Genomic DNA, 20206 nt, shown 5'->3' on the forward strand with positions numbered 1-20206 from the left:
AAAGTTTCTTCAACTCATCTTTGCGAACTTCTCCAACCGCAGCAATTGTGATGGAATCTAGCCATTCAGGAAGGGCATTAATAGGATTGCACCATAGTTGTTCAATATGAGCAACTAAACTATCTCGTTGCTGCTGAGGAATATCTTTTGCGTATAGCCAGACTTTACCGACATTTTCGCGATCCCTATTATCAACTTCGTACCAAAAGTTAATATTTGCGAAGGAGCCCGCATCTAATTCTTTTGCCAAATTTGGGTAATCACACTTGATTTTTTTGATGTGAAACCAAACATTTTTTTTATGTCGTTGATTAGCATTCCTAAATGTGCGGCTTACAAATCCGAAACCTCTTTCTGTATTGTATTCCTGAACATGACCAAATTCGACTTCCATTACTACAACTCCCAGTTAAATATTGTAGGTTATGTTGAGGGCAAGAAACCCAATTACCACCTGTCAGTTAATTGATTATAGCATAGTGGCATCCCGACCTCGGAACTAATCAACCTCCCCCAACTCATGCCAACCCAACTTACGGAAACTAACCTCCACCAAACCCTCCAATTCCTCTGCATTGATCGCACCAAATTCGATAACCCCAACAACCCCGCCAACCATATCTACTGCATATCAAAAAATACCACTACACCAAATCCAGATAAGAGAGTAGGGTGCGTCGCCATCTGCAATTTGCAAATCAAATCGACAATCTCACAGCGACGCACCGCCTGTACAGAGGTGAGAGAAACCGGGTTTTTGCGCGTTGCTGTGAGAAACCGGGTTTTTGCGCGTTGCTGTGAGAAACCGGGTTTTTGAGTTCAATCAAAACTGGGAAGCAAATATTGTGGCAAAAACCCGGTTTCTGATTTGTGCGCGGGGGGTGAAAGAAACCTTCTGATTTGTGCGCGGGGTTTAAGCTGAGACAATACTATATGACATTATATGACCGCACGGATTCCCATGATGATATAATATGTCAATCCCACAAAAAAGTCAAGTAAAATATGTACGATCGCCCGCAAAAATTTTGAGACATTCAAGAATGCAAGTATCAGATGATATCTAGGTTGGCGATGGGTTTCCTCGACTACAACAGCGCAACTACAAACTTATTCACTCAGAACTAATAAATATGATTTTAGGTTTCGATCCAGGTAAAGACAAGTGCGGTATCGCCGTCATGAGTACAGATAACAATGTTTCCTACCATGAAGTTGTACCCTCCGAGAGTGCAATTTCGACTATTCAATCTCTGTGCGAACAGTTTTCAATTGAGTTATTGGTGCTCGGAGATCAAACGACTTCTAAGAGTTGGAAACAAAAATTGACGCAGAGTTTGTCGCCTGCGCTCAAAATTGTTCAGATTGACGAGAGGTACAGCAGTTTGGAAGCCAAGGAACGCTACTGGCAAATGTACCCTCCGACGGGACTCGACCGCTTGATTCCGAAGGGAATGCGGACGCCGCCGAGACCGGTGGATGATATTGTGGCGATCGTCCTGATTGAGAGGTATTTGAATAAAAGTTAGTCAATTTTATAACCGTTACCACTGATTCTCTTTGATTATTAAGGAATCAATATATTTTTGCTGGTATTGAATTTTTCACTTAAATAAAATACACCCTAAATTTAGAGGATCGATCGTTGAATCACAATTAGTGCTACTTGATAACACCTTCGGTCAAAATTACCTTACCATTCTGCCGGACTTGCAGCCGTTGGGGGTTTATCGAATAGATAATATTGCCGTTAGTCGCTTCATAAGTTCCGTCGTCACCTGTCGTTACTTGCATGACATTGATTTGGGTGCCATTTATCTTGCTGAGGCCGCGGTAAAAAATCTCGCCTTCCTGGGTTTTGCAAATGTATATAGAAAAGTTGGGCGTTGCGAAAGATTGCACCATTTCGGCCCTCGGACATCCCTCAACTTGAGCAATTTGCAGCCGTTGATTATTGCCCAAAGTGTTGGGTGCGATCGCCCGAACTTTCCCAATCGGTTGATTTAGTGCCGTTGCTTGTGCTGAGGCGGTTAAAAAGCCGTGAAGCGAAGCTATCCCGTTCCCCGCAGGGGTTCCCGAAGGGTAGGGAATCGCACTAATGCCAGCCATAACTAGAACTATTCCTTTATTGCCCTTAACTCTATCTTTATAAAACATCTTGTCACTCCTGGTTTTAACTATATAATTATATCTTAAGCGATCTTTGCTGGATATTAATAATATTTAATATCAGAGGTGAGAGGTGCAGGGAACACGGTACGCCGTTGGTTTAAGTAAGGTGCGAACTGTGCACCCTACACCAGTGAAAATACATAAGTATGTCAATGCGATCGAAGGAAAGCAATCTCTTGCATTGAGGACATTTTTAAGATTTTATGACTTGTTCGCGCCGATCTGAGAAACCGGCTTTCTTCATATATTTCTCGTTACTAAACCTTTGATTTTCGTGGAAACCGGGTTTCTCGCCTTCCATGCGATCGCGAACTGACTCAGTTACACAGTAATGTTGATTTGCGCTTAGCTATTTAGCGAATAATAAAAAGGGAAACAGAAGATACATTTTTCCTCCCATTTCCCATTTTTTAAATAACCGTCGTCCTGACTGCGAACCTGATAATTAATTAACTGCTGCCAACTGTTTGTCTTTGATTTCCACAGGCGCGGTTAATGCCTCTTCCAAATCCGCACAGCCGAGTTTTTCCTCCAAAATTGCCATCACTTCGCGGCCGAAATCATTGGAATTTCGCTGCCAAGCTTCTAAACAAATTTGCCCGAAAAACGAACCCAAAGGCTCTGGATTCCACAGCAACTTGCGGGCTGTCCAAGGCATCAAACTCATCGGATCGTAACCGGGTTGCAAAATATCCTTTTTAAAGGCGTATTCTTCTAAAATTGTGTGCGGCTGCAATCCGATGAAGAAAATCGCTGGTTCTACTTTATCGACTCCGAAAATGCGCTCTAATTCTCGGTGATAGGCAATTGTTTGTCGGATGGTTTCAAAGGTTTCGTCAATCACGTTAAATGAGTAATTGACGGAAACTACATCGTTGTAACCGGCTGCTTTTAAATCGCGGCAATTTTCCAAAACTACTCGCAAGTTGTAGCCCATTCGCATTTTCCTAACCAGTTCCTGGGAACCGCTGGTGATGCCGATTTCAAAGTAGTTCATGCCCGTTTTTACCATCAAATCGCACAATTCGGGTGTGAGATTGTCCGCACGGATGTAAGCAGCCCAGTGGATGTCTGTCATACCGGAGAGGATGATTTTTTGCAATAATTCGATCGCATCGTCGATGAATTTGCGCGCCGGGATAAATTGAGCGTCGGTAAACCAGAAATTGCGGATACCTCGATCGTACAATTGCTGCATCTCAGCCACCACCTCATCCGCCGGATTGATCCGCACTTGTTTTCCTTCAATCACCGTATAAATGCAGTAACAGCAATTGTGGGGACAGCCGCGCTTAGTTTGGACTCCGAGGTAGAAGTCCATATCCTGTAAATAATAGGAAAATTCCGGCCAAATGGTTTCGATGTAGTTGTAATCGCAGGCGGTTTTCTCGATGTTGGCTGGCTTTTCGTGAATTAGCCGATCGCGCGGCACAGTTTCTCCTACTACATAACATCTTTCCTGCGCCAAATCTTCGCCTTTAATCAACTTCTCCAGCAAAGCTTCGCCTTCGCCCACCGAAACCACAGTCCCCGCCGGCAAACTGCGCCCCAACTGCTCGTAAAACACGCTCACAGCACCGCCACCGACCACTGCGCGGGCTTCCGGGCGGTATTTCCGGGCCCGCTTCAATCCGCGCTTAACCAGTCCCAGATTGCGCGAGAGTTCGGTGTAGTAGGACGTGGCCAAACGCAATCCTCCGAGTGCTCCCCGCAACTTAGTTAGCGGATTTTTGGCGTAGTAAAACTCGAAGGCATTTTGTAAGGGATTCCCGCCCCTACCGCCCACGGGCGCGTAAATTTGAATGTCCCGCCAAGAGAAAACCAGCAGAGTCGGCTTAAACTCGTCTATGCTGGCATCTAAAGCTTTAGCGAAATCCAGGGGGGGTACGGCACCTAAATCGAAAATGCGTTGTTGGACATCGGGAAACAGCTTGTGTACGTGATCCGAAAGATACACAACTCCGATCGGGAAAATGGGATTGCAAGGGAGGCGAACGTACAGGACTCGGTTTTCTCGGTTTTCCATGATTGCTATATCCTAAACTGGAACTTTTTCAGCTATGTTAATATTCTTTTAATATAACTTTACAATATGTCTAATTTTCGCAATTTGACATTAAATATTCTTAAATTTTTAGAGCGGGCTAAAAGCTGAGCTTGTTGGTGTCGATCGGCGATAGCAGCAGAAAAAAGCTAATTTTTAACTCAATACAGCGTATTTTGAGAGAAAATCCCAGCGTGGAGTCAAAAAGCAGATATTTATCCGGTGAGATTTTAAGTTAGGTACGATCGGTCTCTAATGTGTTAGGGAGTTGGTAGTCGGCTTTACAGTAGGCTGGGATCGCCTAGTGTTAGCCTGAGAAGATAACTAAAACTTTTAGGCAAGGCTCCCTCAGCAGTTATGGCTCAAATTCTTGACCCCTTACCCTCAGACACCGACAGCAAGATTCTGTGCTGCTACGTCAACGCCACCAGTCAGATTCAGATTGCTCGCATCGCCAACATTCCTAACTGGTACTTTGAAAGAGTGGTGTTTCCCGGACAGCGCTTAGTGTTTGAAGCGATGCCGGCGGCAGCATTGGAAATTCACACCGGGATGATGGCGAGTGCAATTTTGTCGGACAAAATTCCTTGCGATCGCTTGCAGATTAACGAAGGCCCCTATTCAAACGTCAATCCTAGCAGATCCGGAGGGGAAGTTAAGGGCGATCGCGCAATAATTGCCGGCCGCCCCAAATCCCGAGAAATCTCAGAACCTTTGACAGTACCGGCGCTAACAGCCGTCGATTAATTGGAGTTGTGAGTTTTGAGTTATAAATTGTCAGTGAATTGATCACTCGGCGCTCAAAATTCCAACTTTTGCAAAGCGGTAAAAAGTCAGCACTTAAGAATCAAAGTTTCTGAATTGAATTTTAAATCGAAACTCAAAATCGCAAAAATCATCTAGCGATTTTGAGTTTATTCAAGTACAGATTAGCTGGTTTTGATTATATAGCAGTTAAGTTCTTTTGCCACTTCTCACTTGAGATAAAAAAATACTTGAAGAAAATTAGATTTAGCAGTGATGCAAGATATTGAGCGTTGTTTAAATGATGTTTAAAATTTTGGGCGTATAATTCAAAACCGCGTTGCTCATGCAATCTTTCCCAGCCGTTAAAACCGACAAATAGACTCGGGTTTGAGAGGGCAAATTTTTTTGGCGATCGGATTGTTCTTGAGGTAGAGGGTAGTTAGGTTAGTCAGAGATTTTAGGGGTGTAATGTCTGATATTTGATTGGATTCGAGGGAGAGGGTAGTTAGATTAGTCAAAGATTGCAGGGTTGTAATGTCTGATATTTTATTGCCGCTGAGTTCGAGAAAATTTAGGTTAGTCAGAGATGTGAGGGATGTAAAGTCTGATATTGGATTGAAGCCGAGGTGGAGGGTAGTTAAGTTAGCCAGAGATTTCAGGGGTGTAATATCTGATATTTGATTGCCACTGAGGATGAGGGTAGTTAGGTTAGTCAGAGATTTCAGGGGTGTAATGTCTGATATTTGATTGTTCATGAGTTCGAGGTCAGCTAGTTTCGTCAGAGATTTCAGGGTTGTAATGTCTGATATTTGATTGTTCATGAGGTAAAGGATAGTTAGGTTAGTCAGAGATTTCAAGGGTGTAATGTCTGATATTTGATTGTTGATGAGTTCGAGAAAAGTTAGGTTAGTCAGAGATTTCAGGGGTGTAATATCTGATATTTTATTGCTGATGAGTTCGAGAAAAGTTAGTTTAGTCAGAGATTGCAGGGGTGTAATATCTGATATTGGATTGAGACCGAGGTAGAGGGTAGTTAGGTTAGTCAGAGATTTCAGGGTTGTAATGTCTGATATTTGATTGCCGCTGAGTTCGAGCTTAGTTAGGTTAGTCAGAGATTGCAGGGTGTAATGTCTGATATTTGATTGAAGCCGAGGTAGAGGGTAGTTAGGTTAGTCAGAGATTGCAGGGGTGTAATGTCTGATATTTGATTGCCACTGAAAATGAGGGTAGTTAGGTTAGTCAGAGATTGCAGGGGTGTAATGTCTGATACTTGATTGCCCTTGATGTCGAGTTCACCTAGACTTGAAAGCTTCTGGTTAGCTGTTTTGCACTCATTAGTTTCAGCTTGCTTCAATAACGCATCAACAGTGCGTCTAGTCTCTGGGTTCAAATTAGCTTTGTTGGCACACCAATCGGTAAAAGTTTTGTAGTTTGCTGTCGGTGTTTTCTGTCCGACAGCCTGCGGTAATCTGTAGTTGCCAACAATAAGAATTAAAGACAGACTGAAGACGATACACTGCCAAGCGGTATGCTTGGCAATCTTTAGCCAATTCCTTTTACCTAAAAGCTTTTCTAACATTTGGCGCGCCTCCCAATTTCTCTCGAAACTCTCTGAGTGAATCCAAGATAACATGACTTACGCAAGTTGCCATAAATCAAGGGTTGCGATGCAACCGCATGGGATATGACTCAATTAAGGTTCAGAAAACCGGGCGGTTAAAATTACATTATTTTCTTTAGTCCGCAGGCGAGTGGACTTCGTTTTTATAAACCTGGTTTCAAGCGCCGTCTGCGTCTGTGCAAAAATAGGATTAAACAGCTTCTCTCATTTCAGTTATGTCAGCAGAACCGATCGCATTTCCCCCATCTTCCCCCCCAGTATTTGAGCCGGCTGTATTCCGGCTTTCTCCCCTGATTAGAATCACGCTGTTGGGCTTGTACGTCGCCCTGACAATTCCATTGCCGTTTTTGTCGGAAGTCACGAAAGCACCTGTTCCCCCGATCGCACTCTGGGTTGCAATTATTGTCGGCGCAGCGGGCTTGTATGGCGTGCTCAGCGAACGGGTAATTCTCAGCGAGGAGGGGATTGAAGTTACCTATCCGAAGTGGTTTCCGCGCGTGTTTCGCAAGGGTTGGTGGCTACCTTGGACTGAGGTGAAAGCTCTCAAACCTCGATCGACCGGTCAAGGAGGTTTAGTCTACTATTTTTTGAGTCATTCGGGTGAAGGTTATTTGTTGCCAATGCGAGTGGCTGGGTTTGCTAAATTAGTCGGTTTGGTGGAAGCAAAAACAGGTATTGATACTAGAGATGTCCGCCCTTTGTCGCAGCCTTGGATGTATCTTATTTTGCTCTTCTGTACGCTGCTGCTACTGTTGGTGGATGCGTGGACGATTGTAACTGCGATCGGGCTTAAAGGTAATCTGTAATATTATGTCTGTTGTCTATTTAGTTTGTAACTTTTGGGCGGAGTGTGTGTCCACCCACAAGATTTGCCATAAAAATAAGCATACAAATTAAATGCACGACAACTTACAAACCTCTTTGATTAGACAATATTGAATAAGTCTTCTCGCGAGAAACCGCAGATTTAAGGCAGATAAACACAGATAAACGCAGATAATTGCAGGAATTGAGAGCTGGGAAATGCAATGCAAGTCTCTTGTGTTCATTTCAGTCGCCAGCATTAGCTAAAAAATATTTATTTTGCATTTTTAAAAGTCTTAAATTTCTTGTGGGGTGGGCATCTTGCCCGCCCCCAATATCTAGGTTAAATGTGGAATATCTTATTATCAAACACGCGCAAAAAAAAAGAAAAACCCGGTTTCTTTAATAAGCCGAGTTTTTACGTATTCTATTGTTTATTTAAGCTACTTAACTTCAGCCGATCGCCGACTGTTAGGTGATTCGTAGTAAACTCCAGAACCTGTATCGGAGACAAAATGACAATCCCAGTAAGAGCGAATAAAGCTCTTCCAAATTGGATCGGTTGACTTGCGATAATAATCGCCCAACACTGGCTTGATGGCTTCCGTTGCTTCCTTCAAGTGATAGTGCGGCATTGTCGAGAAAATGTGGTGGGCTACGTGAGTCCCGATGTCGTGATGGATGGAATTGATGATTCCGTAGTCGCGATCGATCGTAGACAATGCACCTTTCAAGAAATACCAATCATTACCGCGATACCAAGGAATATCGGCTTCTGTGTGGTGCAGGAATGTTACCAAATCCAGCCACATCACGAACACTATATATGGAACCAAGTAGAACTTCAGCAAAAACAGCCAACCAAACTGATAGGTTAACGCACCTAAAAAGGCTACCATCAGCACTAAGGATGCGGAACTCGTTAACACGTCCGCTTTTTCGGAAGGACGGAAAATCGGGCTACCGGGCATGAAGTGAGAACCTACCCGATCGGGCGATCGGCGAAATAGATAAATTGGATAGGCAAATAACATCAAATAAAAGCGTCCCAGCTTTTCATACCAAGGCATTTGATTGTATTTGCTTTCCGGTACCGGATACCAGCTTTCATCGTTATCTAAGCTGCCTGTATTTGCGTGGTGGGTTCTGTGACTAATCCGCCAACCATGGAAGGGCACGAGAATTGGAGCGTGGGAGAGGTGTCCGATCAGGTTGTTGAGCCATTTGCTCTTAGAAAATGAACCGTGTCCGCAGTCGTGACCCACTACAAACAATGCCCAAAACATGGTTCCCTGCATCAACCAAAAGATTGGGTAAAAGAGCCAGGAATCGAGGGTGTAGGCGATCGCATACAAACCTGCGATAATTCCAAGATCTAAAAAGAAGTAAGCCAGAGATTTCCCGGCCGAGGGCTCAAAACAGTGGGCTGGAATGGCTGCCTTGATATCTTGAAGAGTAAAAGGTAACTCTGTTGTACGAGAGGATGAGCCTTGATTGCTCGCGGGATTGAGAACAGTATTTGATTGCACGAAGTTTCCGATTTAAGCTGACTTGAGAAACCGCATTCCGCCTTCTTTTAACAGGCACTTTCGGCTCGCAAGGAGCCATATTTTTTACTCTGCAAGGGTTCCTAAAGTTCTTTAGTTCGCATGAACAGCCCGTCCGCGATTCTCAAGCAAGTTTGCTTGTGGAATACTTGTGTGGGAAAAATTAGTGCGATCGACCCTGTTATCTGAAAAAATCTCATGTGCCCGTTGTTGGTGCGAAATGCGACTTCAATCTGAGAGTGGACATCTGGAGGAACTACCTCCAGTCTGCAGGTAGCATACAGCGTTTCGAGCAGGAATTGTGAACGAGAGTTTAGGGAAAAACCATCGATTTTAGATTGGCGATTTTAGATTCAAGCACAAATCTCAAATCTCCAATCTCCAATCTCCAATCAGAGGGTTGGGTTTCACACAAGTTCTACCCAACCGACTGTTCACCACAGTTCACGAATTCTGCAAGAATTGCTACAGCCAAGTTAATGTAACATTTCTACACACATTTTGGCAATGACTTACTAGAAAAAATAGAAAACCCATAAATTGCGAAAAATGACGGGCGATCGCTTTCTCGCTTTTGGATTTTCTAGGCTCCAGCCTTTTCTAATATGAGCTTAGACCGTTTTACCACTTCTGGAACGTCGATCGGATAATCACCGGTGAAACACGCCGAACAAAAACTCATCGGGTCTTCGTTAGTCGCCCTCAGCATTCCATCCCAACTCAAGAAAGCCAAAGAATCAACCCCAATTTGGGCGCCGATTTCTGCGACTGACTTAGTAGCAGCAATCAACTGATCTTGATTGTCGGTGTCGATCCCGTAGAAACAAGGATGTGTCACCGGCGGCGAAGAAATTCTCATGTGCACTGCTGTTGCGCCCGCATCCCGCAAGGCTTTGACGATTTTGCGGCTGGTAGTGCCGCGAACGATAGAATCATCGATAATAATTACTCGCTTTCCTTCCAACACATCTTTGAGAGGGTTGAGTTTCATGCGGATTCCTGACTCCCGCATTGTCTGAGTCGGTTGAATAAAAGTGCGCCCCACGTAGCGGTTTTTAATCAATCCTTCGGCGTAAGGAATGCCGGAAGCTTGAGAAAAGCCGATCGCGGCTGGGATTCCAGAATCAGGAACGCCGATGACTATATCCGCATCAGCCGGAGATTCTGCTGCTAACAAACGCCCGATCCGCAGGCGGTAGCTGTACAAACTTTCACCTTCCATCTGGCTATCGGGTCGAGCAAAATAGATCATTTCAAAGATGCAAAGTTTGCGCTTTTGTTGCTGACTCCAGTGGAAGGAAGCCATACCTTCCTCTGTAATCCAAACTAATTCTCCCGGTTCTACGTCCCGCAAAAATTCAGCACCGATAATATCCAAGCCACAAGTTTCCGATGCTAAAACGTACCGTACCGGAGTTGTGGGGAGGATGCCAATTACCAACGGGCGGACGCCGTGGGGGTCGCGGACTCCCATCACGCCTTTGGGGGTGGCGATCGTCAAACTAAAGGCTCCTTGGCACATACCGAAGGCACTGATCGCTGCTTCCAGCCAGTCTTTGCCCTTGTCTACCTCCGAACCGATCGCCACTGCGATCGCCTCTGAATCCGTCGTACTGACAAATTCGCACTTCCGAGAAAGCAATTCTTCCCGCAATTCTTTGGTATTGACAAGATTCCCGTTATGTGCTAAAGCGAGACTTCCCAAACGGGTTTTGACAACCACAGGTTGAGCGTTGATCACCCGCGACGAGCCGGTAGTAGAGTAGCGAGTGTGGCCTACGGCTAAGTTACCTGGCAAGTGACCTAAACTCGATTCGTTGAAGACTTGGGAAACCAGTCCCATATCCTTGTGCAGGTGAACTGTTTCACCATCAAAAGTAGCAATTCCGGCGGATTCCTGACCTCGGTGCTGCAAAGCATACAAGCCGAAGTAGGTCAACTTGGCGACATCTTCACCCGGTGCGTAGATACCGAAAACGCCGCAAGCTTCCTCGGGCTTGTCGGGTTTGCTAGAATGCTCGTCAGCCTCGAAGGAATGGTTGGGAATCATAGATGGGTGGGTTCCTAATGGGGAAGGTGGGTTCGGGGGACAGTTTCAGCGGGAAATCTTGTTTGCGAAAGCGTCGCATAACTTAACATTCCCTTAATCTTGCCACGGATCTGTCATTATTTCCAACTCGTGTAGCATTTCAGACAGAAGCGATGCGGCGTTTAATGGCATTGTAGTATCGATCGCCCTCAAATCCTATATTAACCTTGATTAACGGCGGGCGAGGGATTCGGCGATTGAAAAATACTGTTGGCGAAGTCGCCAAGGGTGTTACCCCTCACATCTGGAATGCAGCATTTGGGTTCGCTATTGGTAGTTAATAGCTATATGGTTAATTAAATATTTAGTCCAGAGCCACTATTTTTAGGGGTGAGGGGTGAAACCCTTTTTAAATTTGCCAACAGTCTCTTGAAATCGCTTAAGAGTCAAACTCTAGTCCCAGCATAGGGGGACTAAGAAATAGGCGCTCGTGCAATGGCAAATAAATTATAAAATTGCTTCACTGGCTTTTTGAAATATTAGAATTTAAGGGCGATCGAGCTTGACTTTTCTGTGAGATTGACCTACTATATCATCATGGGAATCTGTGCGGCCATGTAATGTCATTTTGGGCGCGGCAAGTTATGGCAATAGCACAAAGCAGATAAGTTTTTCAGTTTAATTTGTAGGGTGCGTCGCTGCGAGATTCTCGATCGAACTTGCACATTGTTTCGGGCGACGCACCTTACTAATTTGTGGTGCGTTGTTGTGAAATTGTCGATTTGATTTGTAGATTGTTCAATGCGACGCACCCTACCACTACTACGCGGAAACTAGGACAAGGAATAAACCGAAGCTACCGCCACGCGAAAACCGAGGTGCCTGCTGCGATGGACAGCCCACTGCCTGCCACGATAGGCACTACGGCAATAGACCGTATAGCAGTTCCAGGAACCACCACGCAGCACTCGGTTATTATCTGTTCCAGTTTCCCAAGAACTTCCGTCAGTCGGTGCGCCACTATAATTATCGTGCCATTTATCGCTGCACCATTCCCAAACATTCCCGTGCATATCATACAAACCAAACGGATTCGGCCCAAAACTCCCCACATCCGTTGTTTGTTTGCGGTAAAGTCCCTTCGGCGCAGAACCGTAGGGATGATTGCCATCATAATTAACTAAATCCGGGGTAATTGTCTCGCCAAAATAGAAAGGCGTTGTAGTTCCGGCGCGACAAGCATATTCCCATTCGGCTTCCGAAGGTAAGCGATAAATCTTGCCGGTTTTTTGAGAAATTTTCTGGCAGAATTCCAGAGCATTATTCCAGCTTACTTGTTCTACAGGACGTTTCAAACCTTTGATATCAGAAGGGTTATTCCCCATCACTACTTCCCACTGTTCTTGAGTAATGGGATAATTACCCATAAAAAAAGGAGAGATCTTAACAGTACCCTGCGGCCCTTCATTGTTACTTCGCCCTGCTTCTGTACTGGCGGAACCCATCACGAAACGGCCGCCAGGAATTGCTACCATGTGTAAGATTGCACCGTCGCCTAAATTTTCGCTAAAAAATTGTGCTTGACGGCGTTGACGGCTAGTTATATTACCCCGCACATCAACTGTCACCGTGTCAAAGTCAAACCTTTTTAAAGTCTGTATAAAATTTGGCGTTGACTGACGTTGAAAATCTTTGAGAACTTCCTCTGCTGATTGGTAGCGCTGCTGGATATCTTTTGCCAACAACTTAGATAAAATTAATTCCAGTCCCTTGTCAATGGGCTTTTTCAAATGTTGCTGCCAATTTCCAGTCCAGCTATAACCGTGTTCCGTCCACAAACCATCAGGAGGTACTCCTGTCAGTAGATGAAAAGCCGTTGCCCCCAAGCTAAACAAATCGCTGGCTGCATAAGCTTCACCCCCTTTCATTTGTTCAATAGGTGCATAACCATGCGAACCAATTTGCGTTCCCAGTCTCGACATCACTGTTCCCGACAACTGTTTGGAAACTCCGAAATCAATCAGCATTAACAAACCGTCGCTGCGACGGCGCATAATATTCTCAGGCTTGATATCTCGGTGAATAATTTTTTGTGCGTGAATAAACATGAGAACAGGTAGAAGTTCGAGTAATAGTTGCTTAACTTGGCTTTCTTGCCAAATTCCCTGATTTTGGAAAAGCGTCAACAAATTATCCCCATCAACAAACTGTTGTACGAGATACAAATAGTTTTCTTCTTCAAAACAGGCATCTAGTGATGGAATTTGGGGATGTTGTCCTAGCTGTTGCAGTTGTCTGGCTTCTTGCTGAAATAATTCTACCGCTTTGTTAATTGCCCAAGTTCCTTGAACATTTGTTGGCGCTAATTGTTTAACGACACAGCGTTGATTTAGTTTATCAATATCTTCTGCTAAATAGGTTCTGCCGAAGCCACCTTGACCAAGAAATTTGATCATGCGGAAACGGTTTCGCAGAATTGGTAAGAGTTTGACGCCACAATCGATGCAATATGTATGCCCATCGGGGTTTTCAGGTTTTTGACAGTTGGGATTAATACAGCAAATCATTTATTTTATGAATGATATTGTTGATATTGTATAGATTAATTGGGTAATTGAACCGGGCGGAGGCGATTAGATCCGGCGGTTGAAACCGCGGCTACATAAACAAAGTCCGCCTACGCGGACTGAAGAAATTCAACCCGCTCCCGTCGGGTTTCGTCTGTGTAGACGCGGTTTCTAAACGCCGGGTTTATTAATCCCAATCTTAACCCGCTCCCGTCGGGTTTCGTCTGTGTAGACGCGGTTTCAACCGCCGGGTTTTTTAATCCCAATCAAACAGATGCAATCCGACGCTCGATCGCATTATAGAATCGATCGCCCATATCACCCATCGAAACCTCAATTAACGCTTGATTGTCAGCACTCACAACCCGCAAAGGTGATTCCGCACAGCAAACTAAACCAATTTTCTGCCACATTTTGGTCAAATGTTCTTGCAGGTAAGACTCCCAAATCCCTTGATTTTTCGGTGCGACTGAAACTACAATGCAGTTGCCCATTTCACCAAACAAAATTTCATCCCAGCGGCTGACATTTGCCGAGTTGAAACTGAGATGAATTTCCGCACCCATTTTAGCAGAAATACAAGATTCCGCGAGGGCGATCGCAATTCCACCTTCCGCACAATCATGGGCAGAACCTACCCAACCTTCCCGAATTCCATCGCGACAAACCGATTGCACTTTTCTTTCTAACTCAAAATCTATCCTTGGTGGTTTCCCCGCGACAATCCCGTGAATTGCCGCTAAATATTCCGAACCTCCCAAAGTAGGAGAAGTTTCGATTTTTGAGCTTTCAGAGGAAAGTTCTGACTTTTGGGATGATTCCCCAATTCCCAGCACATAAATTAAATCACCTTTCTTTAGCCAAGCTTGGCCGCAAATCTTCTTCAAATCGGGAATTAACCCCACCATTCCGATTACCGGAGTCGGATAAATTGGTTGAGGATTTCCCTCAGCATCAACCGTTTCATTGTAAAGAGAAACATTGCCGCCAGTAACAGGTGTTCCCAACTCCCGACAAGCCTCAGCAATCCCGCGACAAGCTGACGCTAACTGCCAATATCCGATCGGCTTTTCGGGACTGCCAAAATTCAAATTATCCGTAACTGCCAGAGGTTCAGCCCCCACACAACTTAAATTTCTCGCTGCTTCCGCTACGACTGCTTTTGCACCTTCATAAGGATCGAGATAAACATAACGAGAATTGCAATCAACCGTTGCAGCAACTCCAGGAATCATCCCCAGGGGCGCTTCCTTCTTGCTAAGGGGGGGAGAAAGTTTTGGAGTTTCCCTACCTTGTGCCTTTGTAAATAGAGGAATTACCTCTTCTTCCTGTTTGCTTTCGGAAGCTAGAGAAACGGCATTTCCTCTCAGTAGATCCCCCTTAGCAAGGGGGTGTACTTCTACCCCTTCAGCAAGGGAAGATTGGCAAGGTTCTAGCGGACGCAATCTGACAACCGCAGCATCAGCACCTCCCGGTAAAACAACAGTATTGTTTTGCACTTGATGGTCGTATTGGCGATAAACCCAGCGTTTAGAAGCGATGGTGGGAGTATCTAAAAGCGTCAGCAAAATTTGATTCCAAGTTTGGAAATTACCGTTAATTTCGATACCTGTAACTGTGGATTGTGGCAGGGAATCCGCCGTCCATTCCCATGCTCTTTTAGCATATTCTGGCGGCTCTGTCAACAGTTCTCGGTGATAAATTGGCGTGTTATCTGCCAAAGCAGTCGCGGTAATTTCGGCAGCGATTTCGCCTTTAAATAGAATTCGGACGATCGGCTCTTCGATGACAGTCCCCGCTACTACCGCGTGCAATCCCCAGCGGTGGAAAATATCGATTAATTCCTGTTCGCGTCCTTTTTGGGCAACAAACAACATCCGTTCTTGGGATTCTGAAAGCAGGTATTCGTAGGGAATCATGCCGCTTTCTCGAACGGGAACTTTGTCTAAATCGAATTCAATGCCGACGCCGCCTTTGGCTGCCATTTCTGATGTCGAACAGGTGATTCCCGCTGCGCCCATATCTTGGGCGGCGACGACTGCACCGGTTTTGAATGCTTCTAAACAAGCTTCAATTAAGGATTTTTCTAAAAATGGATCTCCTACTTGGACGGCGGGGCGATCGTCCATTGATTTGTCTGTCAATTCGGCACTGGCAAAACTTGCTCCTCCCATGCCATCTCGCCCGGTAGTTGAACCGACATAAAGCACGGGATTTCCGATGCCGGATGCCCCCGATTTTACGATTTCTTGAGTTTCCATTAAACCCAAGGCCATAACGTTAACTAATGGGTTGCCGGAATAAGCAGGATCGAAGTAAACTTCGCCGCCAACTGTGGGCACGCCGATGCAGTTGCCATAATGGGAAATTCCCGATACTACTCCTTTGAATAATCTCTGAGTTTTAGCATCGTCTAAGTTGCCGAAACGCAGGGAATTTAAAAGTGCGATCGGGCGTGCACCCATTGTGAAGATATCGCGGAGAATCCCGCCGACACCGGTTGCCGCACCTTGGAAGGGTTCGACTGCTGACGGGTGGTTGTGGGATTCAATTTTGAAGGCGAGTTGCAAGCCGTCTCCCAAGTCTACGACGCCGGCATTTTCTCCTGGCCCGACGAGAATTCGATCGCCCTCTGTGGGAAACTGTTTTAATAGTGGCCGCGAATTTTTGTAACAGCAGTGTTCGCTCCACATGACGCCGAACATTCCCAATTCAGCTTTATTGGGATGGCGACCTAGACGCTGAACGATTTCTTCATATTCTTCTGGTTTGAGTCTTTCAGCGGCAATTTGTTCGGGGGAAAATGGGGATTCGGAGATGGGAGACATGGAAACTCGTTATAAACCACAGGCTTTATTCTAAATGCCCTGTGCTTGCTTAATCTAAAATCTATAATCTAAAATCTACAATCCTAGGCCTTTGCTTAGTTAATCTAAAATCTAAAATCTAAAATCTAAAATCGAATGACTCAACCTGGAAATCTCAATTTTGCTAACCAAAACTTGCGGAACCGTTCTTTTAAAGGGCTTGACTTGTCAGGGGCGAATTTCAGCGGTTGCGACATTCGAGGCTGCAATTTCACCGGGGCGATTTTGAAGGGGGCAAATTTTCAGGGTGTCAGAACCGGACAAAGCCGCAGACGGGTGAGAAATTTGATTGCTAGGGCTGGGGTGACAGCGGTGACAGTGACGACGGCTGGGGCTTTGACTGGACTGATTGCCGGGGCAGATGCGGGGGCTGTGGCGGTGGCTGGAACGGCTGCGACGGCGATTGCTGTGACTCGGGGCGAGGCTGGAATTGTGGCGGGGTCTGTGGCTGGGGCTGCTGCTGCGATCGGGGCTAGCGGTATTGTGACATTTTGGGGCGGAGATACTATCAGGGGAATTATCTTATTTTTGGTTTCTGGGGTAATTCTTGGGTTAACTGCGATCGGCTTTTTTATCGCTGTTGAACAAATAGAAAAATTGTCGATAACGTCGTTTAGAAAAGCTGATTTAACTGATGCTGTATTTGATGCGGGGGCGGTTCTAGATGCCGATTTTTCTGATGCGCGAGGAGTGCGGTGGTAGACAACCTGCTTCTAAAATCTACAATCTAAAATCTAAAATCGGATGACTAAGTTTCCCCACGATCAGTTTGCAAAAGAATACCTGCAAGAGTTATTGTCGCCTCTTGGAGAAGTAGAAACGAGCAAAAATGTCACTGCTGAAGTTAGAGAAATTGATGTGTGGTTTCAACCAAATTCTTTTGATGGCGAATATGTCCAAAGTTTGGGTTTGTTAGGTAAAATGGCTGCAACTGCGGCGATAATTGAACCGTTTCGCAATCCTGTGACTGCTGAGGGAATTTTTAGCTGTGTCGTTAAGTTATTAAATAGTAGGGCAGAACTGGGGCGGCGCGCTAATCGACAAGATCAACGTTTTGAGGAAAGACAATTACCGATGTTGTGGATTCTCACTCCTACTGCTTCGGAGGCTTTATTAAGCAGTTTTGGTTTTCGGACTCCTGAAGAGTCGGAGGGCTGGGGGAGAGGAGTTTATTTTTTATCGGAGGTTTGGAGAGTTGGCTTAATCGCTATTCACCAGCTAGCGAGGACTCCAGAGACTATGTGGTTGCGGATGTTGGGTAGGGGCCGGGTGCAGCAAGGGGCGATCGCAGAATTAACTGCATTTCCCATTGATGCTTCAATTCGAGCTAATGCGCTACAATTACTTTACATCTTGCAGGAAAATTTGCAAGCGAATACACCAACTAATCCCACAATGGATGATGAAGATCAGGAGTTAGTTATGGCGATCGTACCCCTTTTTCAACAAAAGTTACAAGAAGCACGAGAACAAGGTCTTGTACAAGGTATTGTAAAAGGTCTTGAGCAAGGAAGAGAACAAGGTCTTGAGCAAGGAAGAGAACAAGGACAGCGGTTAATTTTAGAGAGTTTCTTGCAGGTCAGATTTGGGGAGTTAGACCCGCTAACTGTCACCTTTTTGCGCCCGGTATCAGCTCTACCTACTGCCGAGTTTACTATGTTGTTAGTCCAATTATCTATGCTGCCGATCGCCCAAACCGATCGCCAACAAGTCCAAAATTTGCTAGCAGAAAGTGTTTTGAACAACCGCTTCAGCGAATTAGGACAATTGGAAGAAAGCCCGGTTACTCTCATCCCCAATTTGCTCGGTTTATCCCCAGAAAACTTATCATTACTGTTGTCAGAATTGCCTCAATTATCCCTGGAAAATCTGATAGCTAGATTGCCAGATCGAGCGACTTAAAAACTAACAATGTGGCGATCACCTCTGCTTTTGAAACAAGTCGGGGTTCTGGGTGTATAATCAGAGACTGTGGTAATTTGTCATTTGCCGATGAAGCTGCGATCGTTCTTTTCTTTCCTCATTGCTGGCGTCTTGGCACTCTTAGGCTTGAGTGCCGGTGGTTTTTACTGGGTGACAACTCAAACTCCCCTGAATTTGCTCGCTGGCGGGCCGACAACTACTCCGGCTGCGGCTGTGTTTGTCTCGAAACAAGCACCTTTGTTAGCTTCAATGCTGGTAAATCCCGATCGCCTCGAAGCATTGCGACAAGTTTTTGCCACTCCCGAAGAAAGAAGTCGATCGCACGCAGAATTTGAGCAAATCAAAAAAAGTCTTCTCGCCAATACAGGCCTGGATTACAGTAGAGATATCCAACCTTGGATAGGTGACGAAATTACCCTCGCCGTCACAACCCCTGATTTCGATCGCGACAGCAGCAACGGCCAACAAGCCGGGTTTTTGCTGGCCGTTTCCTCCCAAAAGGTCGATCGCAGCCAAAAATTTCTCGACTCCTACTGGCGCCAACAATCTCGTGGCGATAAAACAGTGCAGTCGGAAATATATAAAGGCGTGAGAATTAATTATAAACAAGCACCAAGAGTCCCGAAAAAATCTGCTTCATTTTCGCCTTTTAACCCGTTTTCTCTGCCGACTTCAAAGTTGCCATCCAGCTTCGCAACAGCAGCCATCGGCGGTAATTTTAATTCTGGGGATAACCAAAATTTTGTTTTATTTTCCAATAGCCCCATTGTGATTCGAGATGCAATTAATAACGTTGAATCAGCTAACCTAAATCTCAATAATACCCCGGAATATCAAAAAGCTTTGCAGCAGCTAACTCAAGGCAGAATCGCTTTAGCATTTGTCAATCTCCCGCAATCAGCAACCGAGCAAAATCCCCAAGTTTCTCTTAATTCCCTCGCAGTTGCTGTCGGAGTCAACCGACGGGGATTGCTGGCTCAAACTGCTTTAGTGACATCGCGAGAAAACACAGCTTCTCCAACACTTTCCGAACCGGTGAAAGCCTTGCAGTACATTCCCTCAGCCAGTCCTTTCGCGGTCGCCAGCACCGATTTAAGGAATTTTTGGACTGATTTGTCATCGGCGGTGTCCACTAATGCAGAAGTCTCAAAATTAGTCGATCGCACGATCGCAGATATTCAGCAAGTTTGGGGCGTCAACCTGCAGCAGGATATATTTAACTGGGTACAAGGAGAATACGCTTTAGCAGTGCTTCCGAATTCGTCAAATAGTGCTGACTGGATTTTTGTCGCCGAAAACTCTGCTGATTCCCAAAAGGCGATCGACAAACTCGATGAAATTGCCCGCAGCAAAGAATACAGCATCGGCAGCTTTACTCTCAGAAACCAGAAAATTACCGCTTGGACGCAGTTGACAACGAGTCCAAATTATGATAAAGAAAATAATAGAAAAAGTGCGATCGAAACCGAGGCAAAAGGAGTTCGAGCCACCGTCGGCAAATACGAAATTTTCACCACCTCAGTAGAAGCAATGGACGCAGCACTAGAAGCCGCCGCAACAGGCTCTTTATTTGCCAATCAAGATTTTCAAACCAGCATTGAACCGCTACCGCCATCAAACGACGGCTATTTTTATTTAGACTGGCCCTCCAGCAGGCCAATTTGGGAAAAACAAATCCCGCTGTTGAGGTTAATTGAACTTTCGGCAAGACCATTGTTCGAGCACTTGCGATCGCTCACTGTCACGAGTACGGGAGAAGTCGCAGGAATTCGCAAAGCTACAATATTTATGCGGCTCAATTAGTCAGAAGTCAGAAGTCAGAAGTCAGAAGTCAGAAGTCAGAAGTCAGAAGTCAGAAGTCAGAAGTCAGAAGTCAGAAGTCAGA

15 protein-coding genes and 1 pseudogene are annotated in these 20206 nt (G+C 45.3%); 6 read left to right on the forward strand and 10 right to left on the reverse strand.

Going from position 1 to position 20206, the window contains the following annotated elements; all coding sequences use genetic code 11:
• Window positions 1-394, reverse strand: a 394-nt coding sequence (locus QUA58_RS11970) for a hypothetical protein (RefSeq protein WP_333394220.1), incomplete at its 3' end; no start/stop codon positions are given.
• Between the two features lie 739 nt (window positions 395-1133).
• Here QUA58_RS11970 and QUA58_RS11975 point away from each other — a divergent pair.
• Window positions 1134-1529, forward strand: coding sequence for a pre-16S rRNA-processing nuclease YqgF (locus QUA58_RS11975; protein WP_333394221.1), 396 nt, complete (start codon window positions 1134-1136; stop codon window positions 1527-1529).
• 133 nt (window positions 1530-1662) lie between these two features.
• On the opposite strand, the gene QUA58_RS11980 is transcribed toward QUA58_RS11975, so the two are convergent.
• The gene (locus tag QUA58_RS11980; protein WP_333394223.1) at window positions 1663-2157 is read right to left on the reverse strand and encodes a hypothetical protein; all 495 of its coding nucleotides are present in this window, start codon (window positions 2155-2157) and stop codon (window positions 1663-1665) included.
• A 460-nt stretch (window positions 2158-2617) separates the two neighbouring features.
• Window positions 2618-4198 carry a photosystem II high light acclimation radical SAM protein gene (locus QUA58_RS11985; RefSeq protein WP_333250052.1) on the reverse strand — a complete coding sequence of 527 codons (1581 nt, stop codon included), beginning with the start codon at window positions 4196-4198 and terminating at the stop codon, window positions 2618-2620.
• Window positions 4199-4573: 375 nt separating this feature from the next.
• Here QUA58_RS11985 and QUA58_RS11990 point away from each other — a divergent pair, with 375 nt between their 5' ends.
• The gene (locus QUA58_RS11990; protein ID WP_333250054.1) at window positions 4574-4963 is read left to right on the forward strand and encodes a DUF1830 domain-containing protein; all 390 of its coding nucleotides are present in this window, start codon (window positions 4574-4576) and stop codon (window positions 4961-4963) included.
• Between the two features lie 362 nt (window positions 4964-5325).
• On the opposite strand, the gene QUA58_RS11995 is transcribed toward QUA58_RS11990, so the two are convergent.
• The 3 genes and pseudogenes from QUA58_RS11995 to QUA58_RS12005 form a co-directional block, all read right to left on the reverse strand.
• Window positions 5326-5784 (reverse strand): leucine-rich repeat domain-containing protein, encoded by a 459-nt coding sequence (locus QUA58_RS11995; protein WP_333394224.1) that lies wholly within the window; start codon window positions 5782-5784, stop codon window positions 5326-5328.
• A gap of 24 nt (window positions 5785-5808) precedes the next feature.
• Window positions 5809-6099 (reverse strand): annotated as a pseudogene (locus QUA58_RS12000) (leucine-rich repeat domain-containing protein); the annotation flags it as partial.
• A complete protein-coding gene (locus QUA58_RS12005; protein WP_333394225.1) occupies window positions 6072-6542 on the reverse strand; it encodes a leucine-rich repeat domain-containing protein in 471 nt (156 codons plus the stop codon). The pseudogene QUA58_RS12000 and the gene QUA58_RS12005, both read right to left, overlap by 28 nt.
• A gap of 257 nt (window positions 6543-6799) precedes the next feature.
• Between QUA58_RS12005 and QUA58_RS12010 the strand changes: the two genes are divergently transcribed.
• Window positions 6800-7390 (forward strand): hypothetical protein, encoded by a 591-nt coding sequence (locus tag QUA58_RS12010; RefSeq protein ID WP_333394226.1) that lies wholly within the window; start codon window positions 6800-6802, stop codon window positions 7388-7390.
• A 441-nt stretch (window positions 7391-7831) separates the two neighbouring features.
• Here QUA58_RS12010 and QUA58_RS12015 read toward each other — a convergent pair whose 3' ends face one another.
• From QUA58_RS12015 to purL, 4 genes are all read right to left on the reverse strand, one after another.
• Window positions 7832-8917 (reverse strand): fatty acid desaturase, encoded by a 1086-nt coding sequence (locus tag QUA58_RS12015; protein WP_333250060.1) that lies wholly within the window; start codon window positions 8915-8917, stop codon window positions 7832-7834.
• 601 nt (window positions 8918-9518) lie between these two features.
• Window positions 9519-10985: an amidophosphoribosyltransferase gene (gene purF, locus QUA58_RS12020; protein ID WP_333250062.1), complete on the reverse strand. Its 1467-nt coding sequence runs from the start codon at window positions 10983-10985 to the stop codon at window positions 9519-9521.
• 812 nt (window positions 10986-11797) lie between these two features.
• On the reverse strand, window positions 11798-13531 hold the full coding sequence (locus QUA58_RS12025) for a bifunctional serine/threonine-protein kinase/formylglycine-generating enzyme family protein (RefSeq protein WP_333394228.1): 1734 nt from the start codon (window positions 13529-13531) through the stop codon (window positions 11798-11800).
• A gap of 266 nt (window positions 13532-13797) precedes the next feature.
• A complete protein-coding gene (purL, locus tag QUA58_RS12030; RefSeq protein ID WP_333394230.1) occupies window positions 13798-16359 on the reverse strand; it encodes a phosphoribosylformylglycinamidine synthase subunit PurL in 2562 nt (853 codons plus the stop codon).
• A gap of 135 nt (window positions 16360-16494) precedes the next feature.
• Between purL and QUA58_RS12035 the strand changes: the two genes are divergently transcribed.
• From QUA58_RS12035 to QUA58_RS12045, 3 genes are all read left to right on the forward strand, one after another.
• Window positions 16495-17100, forward strand: coding sequence for a pentapeptide repeat-containing protein (locus tag QUA58_RS12035; protein ID WP_333394231.1), 606 nt, complete (start codon window positions 16495-16497; stop codon window positions 17098-17100).
• A 42-nt stretch (window positions 17101-17142) separates the two neighbouring features.
• Window positions 17143-18300, forward strand: a complete 1158-nt coding sequence (locus QUA58_RS12040; protein ID WP_333394233.1) for a flagellar assembly protein H — start codon at window positions 17143-17145, stop codon at window positions 18298-18300.
• A gap of 69 nt (window positions 18301-18369) precedes the next feature.
• The gene (locus QUA58_RS12045; RefSeq protein WP_333394234.1) at window positions 18370-20124 is read left to right on the forward strand and encodes a DUF3352 domain-containing protein; all 1755 of its coding nucleotides are present in this window, start codon (window positions 18370-18372) and stop codon (window positions 20122-20124) included.
• Window positions 20125-20206: the final 82 nt, after the last annotated feature.

The sequence above is a fragment of the Microcoleus sp. N9_A1 genome, assembly GCF_036701795.1.
In the GTDB taxonomy this organism is placed as follows: Bacteria; Cyanobacteriota; Cyanobacteriia; order Cyanobacteriales; family Microcoleaceae; genus Microcoleus.